At 69.0% G+C, this 18,275-nt stretch carries 18 protein-coding genes; 6 read left to right on the forward strand and 12 right to left on the reverse strand.

What is annotated here, in order from left to right; translation table 11 throughout:
* Positions 1 to 51: 51 nt before the first annotated feature.
* The 8 genes from bcp to pucL form a co-directional block, all read right to left on the reverse strand.
* On the reverse strand, positions 52 to 531 hold the full coding sequence (bcp, locus tag AC50YM_RS05230; RefSeq protein ID WP_494955915.1) for a thioredoxin-dependent thiol peroxidase: 480 nt from the start codon (positions 529 to 531) through the stop codon (positions 52 to 54).
* Between the two features lie 111 nt (positions 532 to 642).
* Positions 643 to 1,986, reverse strand: a complete 1,344-nt coding sequence (allB, locus tag AC50YM_RS05235; RefSeq protein WP_494955916.1) for an allantoinase AllB — start codon at positions 1,984 to 1,986, stop codon at positions 643 to 645.
* A gap of 418 nt (positions 1,987 to 2,404) precedes the next feature.
* Entirely contained in the window at positions 2,405 to 3,205 is an 801-nt protein-coding gene (locus AC50YM_RS05240) for a hydroxypyruvate isomerase family protein (RefSeq protein WP_494955917.1), read from the reverse strand.
* A gap of 39 nt (positions 3,206 to 3,244) precedes the next feature.
* Positions 3,245 to 3,406, reverse strand: a complete 162-nt coding sequence (locus tag AC50YM_RS05245; RefSeq protein WP_494955918.1) for a hypothetical protein — start codon at positions 3,404 to 3,406, stop codon at positions 3,245 to 3,247.
* 69 nt (positions 3,407 to 3,475) lie between these two features.
* Entirely contained in the window at positions 3,476 to 4,357 is an 882-nt protein-coding gene (gene allE, locus AC50YM_RS05250; RefSeq protein WP_494955919.1) for a (S)-ureidoglycine aminohydrolase, read from the reverse strand.
* Between the two features lie 35 nt (positions 4,358 to 4,392).
* Positions 4,393 to 5,679: a DUF6986 family protein gene (locus AC50YM_RS05255; protein WP_494955920.1), complete on the reverse strand. Its 1,287-nt coding sequence runs from the start codon at positions 5,677 to 5,679 to the stop codon at positions 4,393 to 4,395.
* Positions 5,680 to 5,682: 3 nt separating this feature from the next.
* Positions 5,683 to 7,281 (reverse strand): malate synthase A, encoded by a 1,599-nt coding sequence (gene aceB, locus AC50YM_RS05260; RefSeq protein WP_494955921.1) that lies wholly within the window; start codon positions 7,279 to 7,281, stop codon positions 5,683 to 5,685.
* A 203-nt stretch (positions 7,282 to 7,484) separates the two neighbouring features.
* Positions 7,485 to 8,393: a factor-independent urate hydroxylase gene (gene pucL / locus AC50YM_RS05265; protein ID WP_494955922.1), complete on the reverse strand. Its 909-nt coding sequence runs from the start codon at positions 8,391 to 8,393 to the stop codon at positions 7,485 to 7,487.
* A gap of 462 nt (positions 8,394 to 8,855) precedes the next feature.
* On the opposite strand from pucL, the gene AC50YM_RS05270 reads away from it, so the two are divergent.
* The 4 genes from AC50YM_RS05270 to AC50YM_RS05285 all read left to right on the forward strand — a co-directional run bounded on the left by AC50YM_RS05270 (position 8,856) and on the right by AC50YM_RS05285 (position 14,559).
* On the forward strand, positions 8,856 to 9,350 hold the full coding sequence (locus AC50YM_RS05270; protein WP_494955923.1) for a nucleoside deaminase: 495 nt from the start codon (positions 8,856 to 8,858) through the stop codon (positions 9,348 to 9,350).
* A gap of 278 nt (positions 9,351 to 9,628) precedes the next feature.
* Positions 9,629 to 10,600, forward strand: coding sequence for an FAD binding domain-containing protein (locus tag AC50YM_RS05275; protein WP_494955924.1), 972 nt, complete (start codon positions 9,629 to 9,631; stop codon positions 10,598 to 10,600).
* A gap of 2 nt (positions 10,601 to 10,602) precedes the next feature.
* Positions 10,603 to 13,476, forward strand: a complete 2,874-nt coding sequence (locus AC50YM_RS05280) for a molybdopterin-dependent oxidoreductase (RefSeq protein ID WP_494955925.1) — start codon at positions 10,603 to 10,605, stop codon at positions 13,474 to 13,476.
* A gap of 99 nt (positions 13,477 to 13,575) precedes the next feature.
* A complete protein-coding gene (locus AC50YM_RS05285) occupies positions 13,576 to 14,559 on the forward strand; it encodes an aldo/keto reductase (RefSeq protein ID WP_494955926.1) in 984 nt (327 codons plus the stop codon).
* Positions 14,560 to 14,654: 95 nt separating this feature from the next.
* Here AC50YM_RS05285 and AC50YM_RS05290 read toward each other — a convergent pair whose 3' ends face one another.
* Positions 14,655 to 15,182: a DUF488 domain-containing protein gene (locus AC50YM_RS05290; RefSeq protein ID WP_494955927.1), complete on the reverse strand. Its 528-nt coding sequence runs from the start codon at positions 15,180 to 15,182 to the stop codon at positions 14,655 to 14,657.
* Between the two features lie 132 nt (positions 15,183 to 15,314).
* Here AC50YM_RS05290 and AC50YM_RS05295 point away from each other — a divergent pair, with 132 nt between their 5' ends.
* Positions 15,315 to 15,965: a uracil-DNA glycosylase gene (locus AC50YM_RS05295; RefSeq protein ID WP_494955928.1), complete on the forward strand. Its 651-nt coding sequence runs from the start codon at positions 15,315 to 15,317 to the stop codon at positions 15,963 to 15,965.
* Positions 15,966 to 16,388: 423 nt separating this feature from the next.
* On the opposite strand, the gene nboR is transcribed toward AC50YM_RS05295, so the two are convergent.
* From nboR to uraD, 3 genes are read right to left on the reverse strand one after another with little or no spacing between them, the layout of a single operon-like run.
* Positions 16,389 to 16,997: a nicotine blue oxidoreductase gene (nboR, locus tag AC50YM_RS05300; protein ID WP_494955929.1), complete on the reverse strand. Its 609-nt coding sequence runs from the start codon at positions 16,995 to 16,997 to the stop codon at positions 16,389 to 16,391.
* Between the two features lie 31 nt (positions 16,998 to 17,028).
* On the reverse strand, positions 17,029 to 17,370 hold the full coding sequence (gene uraH, locus AC50YM_RS05305; protein WP_494955930.1) for a hydroxyisourate hydrolase: 342 nt from the start codon (positions 17,368 to 17,370) through the stop codon (positions 17,029 to 17,031).
* Positions 17,367 to 17,864, reverse strand: a complete 498-nt coding sequence (uraD, locus tag AC50YM_RS05310) for a 2-oxo-4-hydroxy-4-carboxy-5-ureidoimidazoline decarboxylase (RefSeq protein ID WP_494955931.1) — start codon at positions 17,862 to 17,864, stop codon at positions 17,367 to 17,369. Before uraD ends, uraH begins: the two co-directional genes overlap by 4 nt.
* A 121-nt stretch (positions 17,865 to 17,985) precedes the next feature.
* On the opposite strand from uraD, the gene AC50YM_RS05315 reads away from it, so the two are divergent.
* Positions 17,986 to 18,237 (forward strand): hypothetical protein, encoded by a 252-nt coding sequence (locus AC50YM_RS05315; RefSeq protein WP_494955932.1) that lies wholly within the window; start codon positions 17,986 to 17,988, stop codon positions 18,235 to 18,237.
* The last annotated feature ends 38 nt before the right edge of the window (positions 18,238 to 18,275 follow it).

The raw sequence follows: 18,275 nt of genomic DNA on the forward strand, positions 1-18,275 counted from the left end.
GCCGGGGATCCGGGGCGCGTGCGACCGAAACCGCCGCGGAAATGCAGCGGCCTAGACGCCCAGTGTTTCCTTCAGCGCGGCGACGTGTCCCTGCGCCTTCACCTGGTACTGCGCCAGCTTGACCTTGCCCTCGGGGTCCAGGACCACGGTGGAGCGGACGATCGCTTCGGTGACTTCGCCGTTGACCAGTTTCTCGCCCCAGGCGCCGTAGGCCAGCGCCACGGCGTGGTCCTCATCGGCAAGCAGCGGGAAGGACAGCGAGAAGTCGCCGCTGAACCGGGCCAGCGCCTCGGTGGCGTCGGGGGAGATGCCCAGCACCTCGTAGCCGGAGCCCTGCAGGGAGGCCAAGCTGTCGCGGAAATCGCAGGCCTCGGTCGTGCAGCCCGGGGTTGCTGCCTTCGGGTAGAAGTACACAATCACGTTCTTGCCGCGGTAATCGGCCAGCGAAACCTTGTGGCCGGTTGCGTCCGGGAGGGTGAAGTCCGGGGCGGGGGTTCCGGGTTGGAGCTTGATGGTGGGGTTGAGGCTCATGGGGATCCTTCGGGTTCGTCGGAATTTAGCTACGGGTATGGCCGTCTTCCGTTGCACAACCACTGGGTCGGATGCTGTATTCCACCGGGGCCCTCAGCTTCCACCGGTCCCTCAGCTTGCGCCGAGGCGGAGCAGTCTGCCGTGCGGTGTGCGGCCGTCGATCTCCTGCCCGCGCAGGAAGGTTCTGCGGACGACGCCGGAGAGGGTTTTGCCGTCGTAGGGGGTAATGGGGTTCTTATGCTTGAGCCTGGCCGCGTCCACCACGTAGGCCTCGTCGGGCGCGAAGATGGCGAAGTCGGCGTCGAACCCCGGCGCGAGCCGGCCCTTATTAGTCAGCCGGGCCAGTTCGGCGGGCTTCCGGGCCATCCAGGACACCACCTGCTCCAGCGCGATGCCGCGCTGGCGTGCCTCAGTCCAGATCAGCGACAGGCCGAGCTGGAGCGAGGAGACGCCGCCCCAGGCCACGGCGAAGTCGCCGTGTTCCAGGTCCTTGAGGTCCAGGGTGCTGGGCGAATGGTCGGAGACGATGCAGTCGATGGTGCCGTCCTGGAGGCCCTGCCAGAGCAGTTCCCGGTTGGAGGCCTCCCGGATGGGCGGGCAGCATTTGAAGGCCGTGGCCCCGTCGGGGATTTCCTCGGCCATCAGGGTGAGATAGTGCGGGCACGTCTCCACGGTGAGCCGGACGCCGTCGCGCCTGGCGCTGGCGATCATGGGCAGGGCGTCAGAGGATGACAGGTGCAGGATGTGGGCGCGGGCACCGGTCCAGCGGGCGCGTTCGATGACCTCGGCGATCGCCTTGTTTTCGGCGCCGCGCGGCCGGGACGCCAGGAATTTGGCGTACTCGGCACCGGCCGCGTGCGGCGCCCGGTCGATCGCGCGGGGGTCCTCGGCGTGGACGATCATCAGCGCGTCGAAGGACTGGAGTTCGGCCAGGTCCTCTTCCAGCTCCTCGGCGTCCAGCTGGGGGAACTCGTCGACGCCGGAGTGCAGCAGGAAACACTTGAAGCCGAAGACGCCCTCGTCGTGCAGCGGGCGGAGATCCGCCTTGTTGCCGGGAACGGCGCCGCCCCAGAATCCCACGTCAACGAACGCCTGGTCCTCGGCGACCTCGCGTTTAAGTTTGAGGGCTTCCACCGTCGTGGTGGGCGGGATGCTGTTGAGCGGCATGTCGATGATGGTGGTCACGCCGCCGGCCGCCGCGGCCCGGGTTGCCGAGGCGAAGCCCTCCCAGTCGGTGCGGCCCGGTTCGTTGACGTGGACGTGGGTGTCCACGAGCCCGGGAACCAGGGTTTCATCGTCCGCGAGTTCAATGACCCCGGCACCGGAGAGCCCGCTGCCGAGCGGTTCGAGGGCAACGATCTTGCCGCCGCGCACCCCCATCTCGCGCGGCGCGATCCCGTCCGGCGTCAGGACGCGCCGGCCCCGGATGACAAGGTCGAAGGTCTCTTCAGGCATTCAGGCTCCTTGCTTTCCGCTGCGGTTCTGCAGCCGGGGTCCGCGCTGCCGGGCCGAGATACTGCCCGGTCCCTAGCGGTGCCGTTTCCGCTATAGATGTGTCTACCTTGCTTTCGGGCTCCGTCAAAGTATGCGCCGCGAGGACATCTGATTTGACGAGGTCGCCACGCCGGTGCGCAGCCGTGACCCGTCGACGCCGGTCCGCGGCGGTGAACTGACGGGCGGTGGACCGTCGAGGGGCACTTTGCGGGCGTCGACGTCGAAAATCAGGCTGGCGCCCGGCGTGTCCGCGGCAACGTGCCCCCGGACCGCAGTCGGGGCAGGCCCGGCGGCCGGCGGACGTGAGCAACGGTGCGGGCCGATGCCTGCTGCCTGTTGCCTGGGCTGGCGCACCGGTGCGGTGCCGTCACAAGGGCGGTCAGGCGGGCAGGCGCTCGCGGGTGATCCAGTCGAAGGCGGTCGCCGCGGGTGCCTTGTACTCAAGCGCGATGTAGCCCGCGTAGCCGAGTCGGCGGCTGTGCGCGATCCATTCGCCAAGGGGCAGCCCGCCGGTTCCGGGAGCACCGCGGCCCGGGCTGTCGGCGATCTGGATGTGGCCGAAGTCGGGGGCGTGCTTTTCGATGACCGCTGCCACATCGCCGCCGTTGACGGAGAGGTGATAGAAGTCGGCGAGGAACTTGATGTTCTCCGTCCCCGTTTCCTCCTCCACGCGGGAGATGGTCCGGAGGGCGTCCTCGGCCGTAAGCAGCGGGTACCGCGGGGCACCGCTGACCGGTTCGATCAGTACGGTGCCGCCAATGCCGGCCACGCCGGCAGCCGCGGCCGCGAGGTTGGCGACCGCCAGTTCATCCTGGGACTCCGGGGTGTGCCCGTCCTGCCGGTTGCCGTAGAGGGCGTTGAAGAACGTGCAGCCGAGCCGTCCGCCGATGCCGGCCACGACGTCGACGTTGTCCTTGAACTCGGAGCTGCGGCCCGGCCAGGACACCAGGCCCCGGTCTCCGGCGGGCATGTTCCCGGCATTGAAGTTGAGGGCGGCGAGCCGAACACCCGCATCGGTGATCGCCCGCTCGAAGCGGGTGAGCTCGGCGTCGCCAGGAACCGACGACGCGAAGGGCCACCAGAACTCGACGGCGTCGAAGCCGGCGGCTTTGGCCGCGGCGGGCCGCTCGAGCAGGGGCAATTCGGTCAGCAGGATGGAGCAGTTCACGGAATACGTCATGGCGGATTCTTTCCGGGTGTGGGCGGCTTGGTCCTGGACTTACCCCTTGGTGGGGTCCTTCCGGGCCGCCAGGCCCACCAGCGCGCCGACGGCAAGGCCGATGAACAGGCCGGTGAACGGCTTGTCGACGGTGGCCACACCGACGGCAAAACCGATGGCGGCGCCAACGAGCATTCCAATCCACAGGGACTCGTATTTCACACCCTCAGGCTAGCAAGCCCCGCCAAGCAGGTTCGGCGGTCGGCCGGCGTCCTGCGGCAGGCAGACTGCTCAGGTGAGGCGGATCTGGCGGTTGACGTCCTTGTAGAGCAGGTAGCGGAACGGGCCGGGCCCGCCGGCGTAGCAGGCCTGCGGGCAGAAGGCGCGGAGCCACATGAAGTCCCCGGCCTCGACTTCCACCCAGTCGTCGTTGAGCCGGTAGACAGCTTTGCCCTCCAGGACAAAGAGCCCGTGTTCCATCACATGCGTTTCGGCGAACGGGATGGTTCCGCCGGGCTGGAATGTGACGATGTTGACGTGCATGTCGTGGGCCAGATCGTCCGGGTCCACAAAACGCGTGGTTGCCCAGACGCCGTTGGTGTCCGGCATGGGCCGCGGCTCGACGTCCTGGTCCCGGGTCACGAAGGACTTCGCCGTATACCCCGCAAGCGGCTCATAGGCCTTGCGGATCCATTGGAAACTGGCAGCCCCCGCGCTGTCGCCCCTGGCCGCATCGTCTGCGGTGTCGCCTGCGGCGCCACCGGCCCCAGGGCCGATACCGTCGGCATCGTTGGAGACCTTCCAGTCCGAGCCCGCTGCGAGGTAGGCGTAGCCACCAGCCTCCAGGTGGTGGACGTCGCCGTCGAGCGTCAACGTCAGCTCGCCCTTGGTGAGGAAAATGACGCCTTCGACGCCGGCCTCCGCCTCAGGCTTCTGGCTGCCGCCGCCCGGGGCGACCTCCACAATCAGCTGCGAAAAAGTGGTGGCGAATCCGGCGATGGGCCGGGCGATGATCCAGGCGCGGGTCCTCGTCCAGCCGGGCAGGTTGGACGTGACGATGTCGCGCAGCACCCCCTTCGGGATGACCGTGTAGGCTTCCTTGACCACGGCGCGGTCGGTGAGGAGCTGGGTCTGCGGCGGCAGGCCGCCGTCGGGGGAGAAGTAGTTGCTCATGGGTGCGTTCCTTTGTGAAAAGGTCAGGGACGGGGTCAGTGGTTTGCGGAATCGGCGGCCTGTGCCAGCCGGGGGTGTGCCAGGACGGTCAGCCCGGGCAGGCCGAGGCCGGTCAGTTCGTGGACTTCCGCCGCGTCCGCGGCGCCGCACTGGAGGCCGCGCAGGATGAAGGCCGCCAGCGCCCTGGCCGTGGCCGGTTCGTCCAGCACGCCGCCCGCCGTGCGCTCCACGTAATGGCGGAGCCTCGCGGCCGCGGCCGGGAGGCCCTGCCGGTAGAACGCGTAGGTGGCGGCGAAGCGGCTGGGCAGCTGGGCGGGGTGCAGGTCCCAGCCCTGGTAGTAGCCGCGTTCCAGCGAGCGTCGGACCAGCCGGCCGTGCAGCCGCCAGGCGTCCAGCACGGCGTCGCCGACGGGCAGGACGTTGCTGGACCCGTCGGAGAGCCGGATGCCGGTGCCCGCGACGGCCAGCTGCATCACCTCCTTGGCGTAGTCCGCCACCGGGTGTTCCATCGACTGATATTCCGCGGCGATCTGCAGGGATGCCGAGTAGTCGTAGGTGCCGTAGTGCAGGGCGCTGATCCGCCCGGGGACGGTGTGCGGCAGCTGCGCCACCGGTGACGTGCCGTCCGGGCCCAGGATCAGCTGCGGCGTTTCGACCTGGACCTCAAACCGCAGCCGGCCGGCCGGCAACGCGTGCAGTTCCTCCAGCCGGGACACGGCGAACGCCATCGCCTGCACCTGCGCCACCGTGGAGACCTTCGGCAGCGTCAGGACCAGGCCTGCCGGGAGCTCGCCGGCGGCGGCCAGGCCGGAGACGAACAGATCCAGCGTGCGCAGCCCGCGGGCCCGGGTAGGCGCCTCGAAGGATTTGAACCTGATCCCGATAAACGGCGGGGCGCTGCCGTCCGCCACCGCAGCGGCGACGGCGGCCGCAGCCGCGACGGCGTCGGCGTCCTCTGCGTCGTCACCCCGGTTCCCGTAGCCGTCCTCAAAGTCCAGCCGCAGATCCTCGATCGGCTCGCTGCCCAGCTTCGCGGCCACCCGGGATGCGACGGCGGCGGCCAGGGCGGCGTCCTGGCCGAGCAGGGCGCCCAGCCGTTCGAGGCCGCCGTGGGCGTCGGCGGCAGCCAGCGCCTGGGCACCCCAGTCGGCGGCGAAGCCCGGAGTGAACCGGTCGGCCGGGACATAAACGGTGTGCACGGGCTGCCGGGTGCCGTCGTCGCCCGGATAGTTCCGCGCCAGCAGCAGGTCCGTCGCCGCCAGCTGGGCATCGATCCTGCCCAGGTCGGCGCCCGTCAAGGACCCCGACGGCGGCAGGGCCACGGCTCAGCCCACCAGTTCGTAGGCCGGGGTGGTGAGGAAGTCGGTGTAGTCCTCGGAGAGGCACAGGACGCCGATGAGCTTGCTGGCGGGCGCGTAGTGCGTTGCGAAAGCCTCCTCGCCCACCTCGCCGCGGAGCTTCCCAGTCTCCTCGGCCAGGATCGCGGAGACCAGCTCGCGCGTCACGGTCCGGCCGGTGTCGGCGAGGACCACCTGATTGCGGATCTGCTGCCAGACCTGCGAGCGGGAGATCTCCGCCGTCGCGGCGTCCTCCATCAGGTTGTGGATGGCGACGGCGCCGCTGCCCGAGATCCACACCGCGGTGTAGGCGACGGCGACGTAGAGGTTCAGGCGCAGGCCCGCCTCGGTGACCGTGCCGCCGGCGGAGGCGATGTCCAGGAGCTGGTCCGCGGTGACCGAAACCTCCGGGCGCTGCCGGTCCAGCTGGTTCGGCCGATCGCCCAGGACGGCGTCGAAGACTTCCTGGCAGACGGGGACCAGGTCCGGGTGGGCCACCCAGGAGCCGTCAAAGCCGTCGTTTGCCTCCCGGGTCTTGTCCGCGCGGACCTTCTCGAAGGCCTGGGCCGTGACCTCGGGTTCGCGTCGGTTGGGAATGACGGCCGCCATGCCGCCCATCGCGAAGGCACCGCGGTGGTGGCAGGTCTTGACCAGCAGCTCGGTGTAGGCGCGCATGAACGGCGCGGTCATGGCCACGGTGGCTCGGTCCGGCAGCACAAAGCTTGGGCCGGCGTCGCGGAAGTACTTGATGATGCTGAACAGGTAGTCCCAGCGTCCGGCGTTCAGGCCGGCGGCGTGGTCGCGGAGCTCGTAGAGGATTTCGTCCATTTCGAACGCGGCGGGGATGGTCTCGATCAGGACGGTGGCCCGGATGGTGCCTTGCGGGAGGCCGAGGTAGTCCTGCGCGAAGACGAAGACCTGGTTCCAGAGACGGGCCTCGAGGTGGCTCTCCATTTTGGGCAGGTAGTAGTACGGGCCCTGGCCGTTTTCCACCAGCTGCCTCGCGGTGTGGAAGAAGTGCAGGCCGAAGTCCACCAGGGCGCCGACCGTGTGTTCGCCGTCGATCAGCAGATGCTTTTCGCCCAGGTGCCAGCCGCGCGGGCGTGCGACGACGACCGCCAGCGGGGCATCGGTCCGGAGCCGGTACTCCTTCCCCTCCGGGGACGTGTAGGACAGGGTGCCGACCGCGGCGTCGCGGAGGTTCAGGATCGACTCGATCACGTTGGGCCAGGTGGGGGTGCTGGCGTCCTCGAGGTCAGCGAGCCAGATTTTCGCACCGGAGTTGAGGGCATTGATCGCCATCTTGGCCGGGGCGGCCGGGCCCGTCATTTCCACCCGGCGGTCCTGGAGGGCTGCCGGAGCGGGCGCGACCTTCCAGTCGTCCTCACGGATGGCGCGGGTCTCCGGCAGGAAATCGAGCCGGCCGGTGCGGGCGACTTCGTCGCGTTTAACCGCCCGGGCCCTGAGCAGCTCCCCGCGGGTGGCGGCGAAGCGCTGGTGCAGTTCCTCGATGAACGCCAGGGCCTCCGGAGTGAGGATTTCCTCCGCACGGTCAACAGGGCTGTGGGCTGAAATGGTGAGAGCCATTGTGGTCCTTTCCTAGGCTGTGATCGTGCTGCGGTTCATGCCTCGAACCTGGCCGTGTATCAGGCCGCGAACCGTGCGGCCCATCAGGCGTGAGGCGATGACCGGGACGCTTTTCCGGCGCGGTGGCCATGGCGAACACACTAGCGCCCCTGGCCTTGGATGCCACCCATTGGGATTCCTCCGTGCTGCGGCGGAGCCCGTTCCTAGCAGAAGCCGGCGATGCCGGACCAGGCGGCCTCGGCGGGTACGGCGTCCTCGCGCTGGACCGTCGCCTCGATCAGGCCGTAGGGGCGGTCGGCGGCAAAGAACACCTCGTTCGGGTTGTCGAGACCGTACGGCGAAAGGTCCACCAGGAAGTGGTGCTTGTTCGGCATTGAGAACCGGATTTCATCGATCTCGGTATGTGCTTCCAGGACCTTGGCGCCCATGTCGAACAGGGTCTGTTGCAGGGCATGGGAGTACTTCTCGGTGAAGGCCTCCAGCAGAAGGGCCTTGACGTCGCCATAGCTCCTGTTGAAATCGAGGGAACTGAAATCCGTCCCGGTTTTGAAGCGCCAGCGGGCGGCGACGTCGGTGGCGAGGATCCGGTCGGCGGTCTCGGGCAGGGTGGTGTACTTGTCCCGCGGGAAGCCGGCGAAGCCTGACTGCGTGGACTTCAGCACAGTGAGGTCCTTGAGCCCAGAGATGAGGTGCCGGTCGGCGCCGTCGCGGACCAGCACTGCGGTCCGGACTTCCTGGCCGCTGCGCACGAAGGAATGATCGTGGGCCGCGCCGTGCGCCTGGATTCGGTCCCAGCGGTAGGACTCCGCCTCCCAGCGGCCGCCGGACACCCAGTCGAAGCTCGACGTGAAGTGCTCGCCCAACCGGAGCAGGAAGGCCTCCGGGGAACCGATACCGTCCCGGGCGAAGGCGTAGATGGTGTTTTTCTGGGTATCCGTTGCCACCACGTGGCTGTTATCCCCGGCGAGGTGGGCTGCGGCAAAGTCGCCGCGGAGTTGCGAGGTGACGTTGAGGTCCTCGATTTCGTGGCGCGCGCTGTCGCGGGTGATCTTGACGACGCGGACTTCGGCCTTGCCGAACTGGTTCTGCCCGAGGATGATCCTGCTGTTCATGTGCGGTTCCCAACTTCCGGTAGGTGGAATGAAAATCCCACAAAGAAATTTCCTGCGCATTACGCGTCTGTTGCTTTCTCCGCCGACCCACAAAAAAGAGCCGACGCCAATTGACGCCAGCTCATTACGACCCTGCCTGCTGCTCCCAGGTTACGTGGCCGCGGCCACGAATTATCCCAAGGCTAACCCGGCCGGGCTGCCGTGTACACCGAAATCCGGCGGCGCGGTAAAACGTGGAAATACGAATCCCTTGTCGCAGAATTGTTCTTTTCCAAACCATGGCGCAGCCCGCGGTGCGCTGTTAGTCTCGCTGGTGTCAAAGGCGAGCACCCGGACTCGGGAGGCTGTCTACCAGGCACAACTGAACCGTCATCGCACGCGTTGAAGCCTGGTAACCGGCGGAACTGGCATTTCGTTTTTCGACAGGTGGTACCGGCTTCCACAGCACCAGGGAGTGTCATCATGACTGTCATCGTCACCGACCAGGCGTATCTTGTCCGGTCCATCGAGCTTGCCACGGCCAACGTGATGAACCGCGGAGGGCCCTTCGGTGCCATTATCGTGACCGCGGACGGAAGATCGTTCGACGGCGTCAACCGCGTCACCGCCACCAACGATCCGACCGCCCACGCCGAGGTCACAGCGATCCGCCTGGCCTGCACTGAACTGGGCCGGTTCGTGCTCAGCGGAGCCACGCTCTACAGCAGCTGCGAACCGTGCCCCATGTGCCTGGCCTCCGCCCTGTGGGCCCGCGTGACCCGGGTGGTCTTCGCCGCCGACCGCCACGACGCGGCTTCTGTCGGATTCGACGACGCCGCGTTCTACGAGTACTTCGAGAACAACCGGCCCGAGTCCGTCCTGCGCGTGCACCAACTGGTGCTCGACGGTCCGGAAGCGCCGCCCGTGCTGCAGCCCTTCACCACCTGGCACAGGCTGAAGACCCGGACGGACTACTAGCCCCGGCGGCCGGTGCGTGCGGCGGACGGTGCGTGCGGCGGACGGTGTGCCGATTCCGCTACGCATTCAGACCGGCGCGACGGGGATCCGGTGCGCAAAGGTCCGAAACCGCAGCGATTTCCGGCGCACCGGGGCCGGGCGGTTCTTTCCCCGGCCGCGGTGAGGGGCGAGAATGTGCTCACCACCGCCGCAGCACCACGACACGCAGCATCAACGCCCCGATAGGCCTAGCCCCGCAGCACTCGGCAGCAGCAGTCCCGCAGCACCAGGAGATGCCAATGGACATGAACACCATCGAGGCCGTGGTCCGCACGACGGATCCGGCCGACTGGCAGGCCGGCGACGCCTGGCTGGCCGGCGGCACCGTGCTGTTTTCCTACGGCAGCTTCGCTTTCGGCGCGGAACCGCTCCGGCGGCTGCTCGACCTCGGCTCCGCGGGCTGGCCGGCTGTCACCGTGTCCGAAGCCGGGATCGAGCTCGCGGCCACCTGCACCATCGCCGAGCTGTATGCACTGCCCGGCAGCGAAACAGGCCGGACGCACGCGGGCCCCTGGCCTGCGCTGGAGCTGATCCGGCCGTGCTGCGACTCGTTCGTGGCGTCATTCAAGGTCTGGAACATGTCCACCGTGGGAGGCAACCTCTGCACCTCCCTGCCGGCCGGACCCATGATCTCGCTCTGCGTGGCACTGGACGGCGAGGCCACCGTGCTCGGTCCGGGCGGCACCCGTCGCACCGTTCCTGTGCTCGACTTCGTCACGGGGGACGGACGCAACTGCCTGGCACCCGGGGAGCTGCTGCGCAGTGTCCACCTTCCGGCGTCGGCCCTTGCCTCGCGGGTGGCCTTCCGCCGCTTGTCGCTGAGCAACCTGGGCCGGTCCGGCGTGCTGCTGATCGGCCGGCTCGACGCCGACGGCGGACTGGTCCTCACCGTCACCGCCGCCACCAAGCGCCCCGTGCAGCTGCGTCTGGGGGATGCTGCCGCCAAGGCAGGCGAAAACGCTGCGGGCCCCAGGGCAGTACCCGCACCCGCCGCACTCTCCGCGGCGCTGGACGCCGCCATCCCGGACGACCTCTATCACGACGACGTCCACGGGTTGCCGGCCTGGCGCAAGGACATGACCTACCGGCTCGCCGAGGAAATCCGCGCCGAGCTGGCGGTCCCGGCGGGGACCGCAGCACACGTGTCCGGCGACTTCTGGCCGCCTCGTCGCACACCAGCGCCGGCCCGGCCGCCGCAGGAAGGGGCCTGAGCATGGCTATCGAGATCAACGGCGCCGCCGCCCAGGCCGACCCGAGACCCGGGCAGTGCCTGCGGACGTTCCTGCGGGAGCAGGGCAACTTCGGCGTGAAAAAAGGCTGCGACGGCGGCGACTGCGGTGCCTGCACCGTCCACGTGGACGGCGTGCCCGTGCACAGCTGCATCTACCCCGCGGTCCGCGCTGAAGGTCGGGCCGTTACCACGGTGGAGGGCCTCGCCGGCGCCGGAACCGCCGCCGCCCTGCACCCCATGCAGCAGCAGTTCCTGGACCGGCAGGGCTTCCAGTGCGGTTTCTGCACTGCCGGCATGGTGATGACGGCGGCCACCTTCGATGAGGAACAGAAGGCCGACCTGCCACGGAACCTCAAGGGCAACCTCTGCCGCTGCACCGGCTACCGGGCCATCGCGGACGCCGTCCGCGGCGAGGCCGAGCACGGTGAATCCGGGCATCCGGATCCGGAAGGCCCGGGATCCGGGATCGCGGGGCCCGGCCAGCCCGGGCCGGGGCCCGGGCAGCTCGGGCCGGGGCCCGGCCTGCCCGAGCCGCGTCCCGGGCAGCTCGGCGACGACGTCCCGGCGCCCGCCAGCCGGGGAATCGTCACCGGCGCGGCGCGCTACACGCTGGACGTCCCGGCGTCGGAGCTTCCCGGGCTCCTGCACCTGAAACTCCTGCGCTCGCCGCACCCGCACGCCCGCGTGCGCTCCATCGATTCCACCGACGCCCTGGAGGTTCCCGGAGTTGAGGCCGTCTTCACCCACGAGGACGCACCCGCGCAGCTGTTTTCCACCGCGCAGCACGAGCTCTTCACCGACGACCCGGACGACACGCGGGTGCTGGACGACGTCGTCCGCTTCGTCGGACAGCGGGTCGCCGCCGTCGTCGCCGACACCGTCGCCGCGGCGGAAGCCGGCGTCCGGGCCCTAAAGGTGGAGTACGAGCTGCTGGACGCCGTGTTCACCCCGCAGGAGGCGATGCGTCCCGGGGCCCCGCTGGTCCACGGGGACAAGGACGCCGTCACCGCCCGGATCCGCCGGCCCGAACAGAACGTCGTGGCCGAGTTGCACTCCGAACTGGGCGACGTCGCCGCGGCCTTCGCCGCCGCGGACTTTATCCACGAGCAGACCTACCGCACGCAGCGGGTGCAGCACACCGCGCTGGAAACCCACGCCGCCATCGCCTCGGTCGACGACGCCGGCCGGCTCCAGGTGCGCACCTCCAGCCAGGTGCCGTTCCTGGTCCGGCGCACCCTCGGCCGGGTTTTCGGCCTGCCGGAGGACCGGATCCGGGTCGTCGCGGGACGGGTCGGCGGCGGCTTCGGCGGCAAGCAGGAGGTCCTGACCGAGGACATCGTCGCGCTCGCCGCACTGAAACTTCGGCGCCCGGTGCAGCTCGAATTCACCCGCACCGAGCAGTTCACCGCGTCCACCGTCCGGCACCCGTTCACCATCCGGCTCAAGGCCGCCGCCAGCGCGGACGGCAGGCTGACGGCCCTGCAGCTGGAGGTGCTGACCAACGCGGGCGCCTACGGAAACCATTCCGTGGGCGTGATGTTCCACGGCTGCGGCGAGTCCCTGGGCGTCTACAACTGCGCCAACAAGAAGGTCGACGCCCATGCGGTCTACACCAACACGGTCCCGTCCGGGGCCTTCCGCGGCTACGGGCTGAGCCAGATGATCTTCGCGATCGAGTCCGCCGTCGACGAACTCGCCACCGGAATCGGCATGGACCCGATGGAATTCCGCCGCCGCAACATGGTCCGCGAGGGCGACGACATGCTCTCCACCCAGCCCGACCCGCAGGAGGACGTGCTCTACGGCAGCTACGGGCTGGACCAGTGCACGAAGCTGGTGGAGGACGCCCTGGCGCGCGGCCGGGAACGCTACCGCGACGCCGGGCTGGCGGACCTCGGCCCGGACTGGGTCACCGGGGAGGGCTCGGCGCTGTCCATGATCGACACCGTCCCGCCGCGCGGCCACTTCGCGCATTCCAGGATCCGGGTCCTGCCCGACGGCAACTACCAGGTCGACGTCGGGACCGCGGAGTTTGGCAGCGGCACCACCACGGTGCATGTCCAGCTCGCCGCCACCGCCCTGTCCACCACCGCGGACCGGATCACGCTCCGTCAGTCCGACACCGACCTCGTGGACCACGATTCCGGCGCTTTCGGCTCGGCCGGGACCGTCGTCGCCGGGAAGGCGACACTGGCCGCGGCCGAGGAACTGGCCGTGCGGATCCGCGCCTTCGCCGCCGGCACCCGGCAGGTCCAGGTCTCCGGCTGCGTGCTCGACGGCGACGCCGTCGTCTGCGGGGGAACCCGGGTGCCGCTGGCGGAACTGTTCGACACCGCCGCCGCGGCCGGCGTCGAGCTTTCCGGCGAGGGGCGCTGGGGCGGGACGCCGCGGTCGGTGGCGTTCAACGTTCACGGTTTCCGGGTGGCCGTGAACACCGGGACCGGGGAGCTGCGGATCCTGCAGAGCGTCCAGGCGGCCGACGCCGGCGTGGTGGTCAACCCGAGGCAGTGCCGCGGGCAGATCGAGGGCGGCATCGCGCAGGCGCTGGGTGCCGCGCTGTATGAGGAAGTCAGGGTCGACGACGCCGGCCGGGTCACCACAGACATCCTCCGGCAGTACCACATCCCGACCTTCGCCGACGTGCCACGCAGCGAGGTGTACTTCGCCGACACGTCCGACAAACTGGGCCCGCTGGGCGCGAAGTCCATGAGCGAAAGCCCGTTCAATCCGGTGGCGCCGGCCCTGGCCAACGCCATCCGGAACGCCACCGGGGTGAGGTTCGCGGAGCTGCCGATCGCCCGGGACACGATCTACCTGGCCCTGCAGGAGGCCCGCCGCCAACTCCCCTCCGACTGACACCAACCAACACCAACGCGGGGTCAGCTACGGCCCATGTTGAGGGGTTTTTTGGGCGCTAGCTGACCCCGCGTTTCCGTCCCGGCCTATAGTCGGATGATGGAACAGCGAATCTTGGGCAAGACCGGACGGAACGTCTCCATTGTCGGGCTGGGGACCTGGCAGCTGGGCGCGGACTGGGGCAATGTGGATCCCGCACAGGCGCAGGTCATCCTCGCCGCGTCGGTGGAGGCCGGTGTCACGTTCTTCGACACCGCGGACGTCTACGGCGACGGCCGCAGCGAGCAGGCGATCGGGGCGTTCCTGGCGGACAACCCCGGCCTGGAGCTCACGGTGGCCACCAAGATGGGCCGCCGGGTGGAGCAGCGGCCGGAGCACTACAACCTCGCCAACTTCCGCGAGTGGACGGACCGGTCCCGGCGCAACCTGGGCGTCGAGCGGCTGGATCTGGTCCAGCTGCACTGCCCGCCCACCGCCGTGTACAGCAGCGCCGAAGTGTACGACGCGCTGGACACCCTGGTGGCGGAGGGGGCGATCCGGAACTACGGCGTCAGCGTGGAGCGGACCGACGAAGCCCTCGAGGCGATGCGGCACGTAGGCACGGCGACCGTGCAGATCATCCTCAATGCCTTCCGGCTCAAGCCGCTGGACGAGGTGCTGCCCGCGGCGGAGGCTGCCGGCGTCGGCATCATCGCCCGCGTGCCGCTCGCCTCGGGGCTGCTCTCCGGCAAATACACCGAGGACACGTCGTTCGCGGCGGACGACCACCGGAACTTCAACCGCACCGGCTCGGCGTTCGACGTCGGGGAGACCTTCTCCGGCGTCGACTTCGCGCAGGGCCTCAAGGCGGCGGCCGAGTTCGAGGAATTAGTGCCCGACGGCGTCACTCCCGCCCAGGCGGCCATCGCCTGGATCGCGGCGCAGGACGGGGTCAGCACGGTGATTCCCGGTGCGCGGAACATGGACCAGGCGCGCGCCAACGCCGCCGCGGCGGAGGTCCGGGGCATTGACGCAACGTTCGACGTCGGCGTCCACGAAATCTACGACCGCTACTTCCGCGAGTCGATCCACCCGCGCTGGTAGCCCCTCCCACACCGCAACGCGGGGTCAGATCGGGCCCATCGTGGCGGGTTTTATCGGCCGAAAGTGACCCCGCGTTGTGGTTGGGCTGGCGGGCGTTACGGTTCTGCGGGATACCAGATCCGCTGTCCTTCAACCCGGGCAAAGGGGGTCAGGGTGTGGGGTTTGGCAGACTTCTCCGTCATGATGTCCAGAACCTCGACGTTCCGGACCAGCAGCGCGTCACCGATCAGCGACCGGTGGCAGCGCCAGGGGACAGCTTCAGCGCACATGATCGCCGAGTTGTTGGTCCGCCCGCGTTCCACCAGCTGGCCGATGGCCCTGGCGAATTCTTCGGTCTGCATGTAGTCCGCGTATCCGCGGAAGGACGCGTTCCGCCAGGCACCGTTGGGGCTGTCTTGCCGGGCGTGCCGGAGGCCGCCGAGGGACTCCATCCGGCGGTAGGTGATGCCGTGGGAGCGCACGCTCGCGGCCAGGGCGTCGCCGTTGAACTGCGGATTGTGCCGGGACTTGGGGATGGTGCGGACATCGATCAGTTTCCTGATGCCGTGGGCTTTCAGGAGGCCGATGAATTCGTCGATGGCGTGAGTGGAGTGCCCCACCGTGAAGATGGTCATGTCCGTCATGCCCCAATGCTATGGCGGCACCGCCGCCTGTGCCGGAGGCGGAGAAGGGTACCGCGGCGGGGCAAAGCGGCCGGGATGATCTGATTGACCTACCCACTGGGACTTATGAGCTGCGAAAGGGGACGGGCCGGAATGACCTCATCCTCCATTGATCGCTTTGTGGACCGGCTCGCGGCCGTGGCAACAGGGCCCGGGTGCACCAACTTCTTCGATCACACCGTGCCGGGTAATGCGCAGCGCCGCCGGAACCTGGCCATCTATTTGCAGGAAATGCTGGACCGCTCCCCGAAGGTGCTGCTGCTGGGGGAAGCCCCCGGTTTCAGGGGCATGAGGATCACCGGGGTTCCCTTTACCAACCGCACGATGTTCGAGGGTCCGGCCAACAGTTTCGGGCTGTTCGGGCCAGGCAAGGCCTATGTGCTGCCGGCCGAAGCTGCGGGAGTTGCGGCGGAGCCGACGGCGACGGTGATGTGGGAGGTGCTGGCGGAGTTGGACTTCCTTCCCCTGCTCTGGAGTGCCTGCCCTTGGCATACCCACGTGCCCGGGCGGCCGCTGTCCAACCGCACCCCGGCGGCGGCCGAAGCTGCGCTGGGAACCCCGTTCTGGCAGGCGCTGATTGAGGAGTTCGCCATCGAAACGGTGGTGGCGGTGGGCAATGTGGCGCACCGCAGCCTGCAGCGCAGCGGCCTGGACGCAAGGAAAATCAGGCATCCCGCCCATGGGGGTCGGTCCGGTTTCAAGCGGGGACTGCAGGAGCTGCTCGCGGCCGGCGTCGTGCCGTAAGTCGTTTGCGGAGTTGCCGGGGTCAGGCGGAGCTGCCGTGCGACACGGGTCCGATGTCCGGGTTCATCGTCTCGACGTCCAGCGACTTCTCCGACGCCGAGGTTCTGTCCGTGTACGCGTCGGTGGGCTGGTCCGCTTACACTGCGGACCCGGAACTGCTCATCAGGGCGGTCCGAAGCTCCTCGTTCGTCGTCACGGCCCGGAACGACGGCGGTGGGCTGGGCGGACTTGCCAGCGCGCCTTCTACGAAGCGATGGGATTCACCGAGGGCTCGGACTTCAGCCCGGCACCAATCCGTGTCTTGGCGCAGTTTCGTTAGTCGAGACTCTTTCGTCCAACGCGGGGTCAGACCGGGCCCATCCGGAGGGGGCTAATGGGCCGGAGCTGACCCCGCGTTGGGACTGGCGTGGCGTCCGGGCGGGGCTAGCCGAGCAGGTGCAGCTGGTCGGGGGAGTCGAGGTCCTCGCCGCCGGAGAGGTCGCTGCAGTCCACGAGGTCGATCAGTTCCGGGTGCGCCTGGAGGAAAAAGCGCGCGCCGGCGTCGCCGGTTGCCGTTTCTGCGGCTGCGGCGCGGAGGGCGGAATCCAGCAGCAGCGGATGCCCGCGCAGGAGTTTCCCGCCCGGTCCGCGGTAGGCGGCAGCCGTGACCCGGCCCGACCGGTGGGCTGCCAGCAGGCGGGCGACAATCTCCGGGGCCAGACCCGGCTGGTCCACCAGCGCGATAAGCACATCGTCCGTCCGGGCGGCCGCGGCAACTCCCAGCCGGAACGAGCTGCCCATCCCGGAGTCCCAGTCCGGGTTGTCGATAACCCGGTGCCGGCTGAGGTCGGTGGCGGCCCGGACCCTTGCCGCGTCCGCACCGAGCACCGTCACCACTTCGCGGCAGCCGCCGGCGAGCAGGACATCCGCCAGGACTTCCACGAGCGTGCGGCCGCGGAACCGGAGCAACGCCTTGGGCCCGAGCCCCAGCCGCGTCCCGGCGCCGGCGGCCAGCAGCACCGCCGTCGTGCGTGGTGTTGCAGTCTCGCTCATTTGCCCACCCTAACGCCCGACGGCGGTGCGCTCAGCTGCCGCGGTAGGTGGAGTAGGCGAACGGGCTGAGCAGGAGCGGCACATGGTAGTGCGCCTCGGTCTCGACCACGCCAAAGGTAAGCGTCACTTCCGGGAAGAACGTCTCGGTGCCTTTGGCCGCGAAGTACCTTCCTGTGTCGAAGGCCAGGCGGTAGGTACCCGAGGGCAGCCGCTCCGGGCCGAGCTGTTTGATGCGCCCGTCGGCGTCGGTGGTGCCCTCGGCAAGCTGGACCCACCGCCCGCCGTCGAGCCCGGAGAGGGTTACGGGGACGTCCGCCGCGGGTTTGCCGGTGCCGGTGTCCAGCACATGGGTGGTGACGTGGGACATGCTCATTCGCCGATCAGCCCTTCCAACCGGAGCACTGCGATTTCCCGCAGCTGCTCGCCAATGATTTCCTGCTCTTTGCCCGGCGTGTGGGCGAGCCGGGTCCTGAGCGCGGCCAGGATCTCCCCGCGGCTGCGGCCGGCCGCGCGGATCAGGAAGACCTGCCCGAACTTCTCCTCGTAGGCCCGGTTGCCTTCCGCCAGGGCCTGCGCGACGGCGGCGTCAGCCTCGCCGAGTCCGGCCTGTTCCGCCTGGGACAGCCTGGCTTCGATGCTGCTTCCCCTTGCACGCTCGCCGATCCGCGGGTGGTGGGACAGCGCTGCGTCGACTTCCGCCGGGGTGAACGGGTTGGCTGCCGTGCGGGACGCCTGGAGAAGTGCGTCGCGGCTGGAATAGGGGCGCCGGTCGACGAGTTCGTCGATCCAGCGCTGGATGCCCAGGCAGGGGCGCAGGGCCTCGGCAGCCTCGGCGCGGCCTGCCGCGTTGAACTGTGACAGATGCATAAACAGGTCCTCGGGTTTCGGTGCCGGCGTCCGCGGAGCCGGGTTTTGCCGACATCTCGCAGCCATTCCGCTCCCCACGTTAGTGTGGGAAGGACCTGATCCGCGGATGAAAGGCAGTGTTGTGAGTGAACCGATAGAACCCGGCACCGATCCGGCCGGACTGCGCGGCCCGGGCGACCCGGACGCCGTCGAATCCCGCGAAGCCGTCGAAGTCCAACAACCGCACGCCGAACCCGGCCGCACGGGGAACATCCGTGAGGAACAGCTGACCCAGGCCGCGGGGACGGTTCCCGCCGGCTATGTCGGGTCCGGGGATCCGGAGGCGGAGGACAAACCGGAAGACGCCGCGGACACCGGCATGTGGGACGAGTAGACCTAGCCGCACTGCTGGGTGGTTACAGCTCTTTCATA

It is taken from the genome of Pseudarthrobacter sp. RHLT1-30-1 (assembly GCF_059383415.1).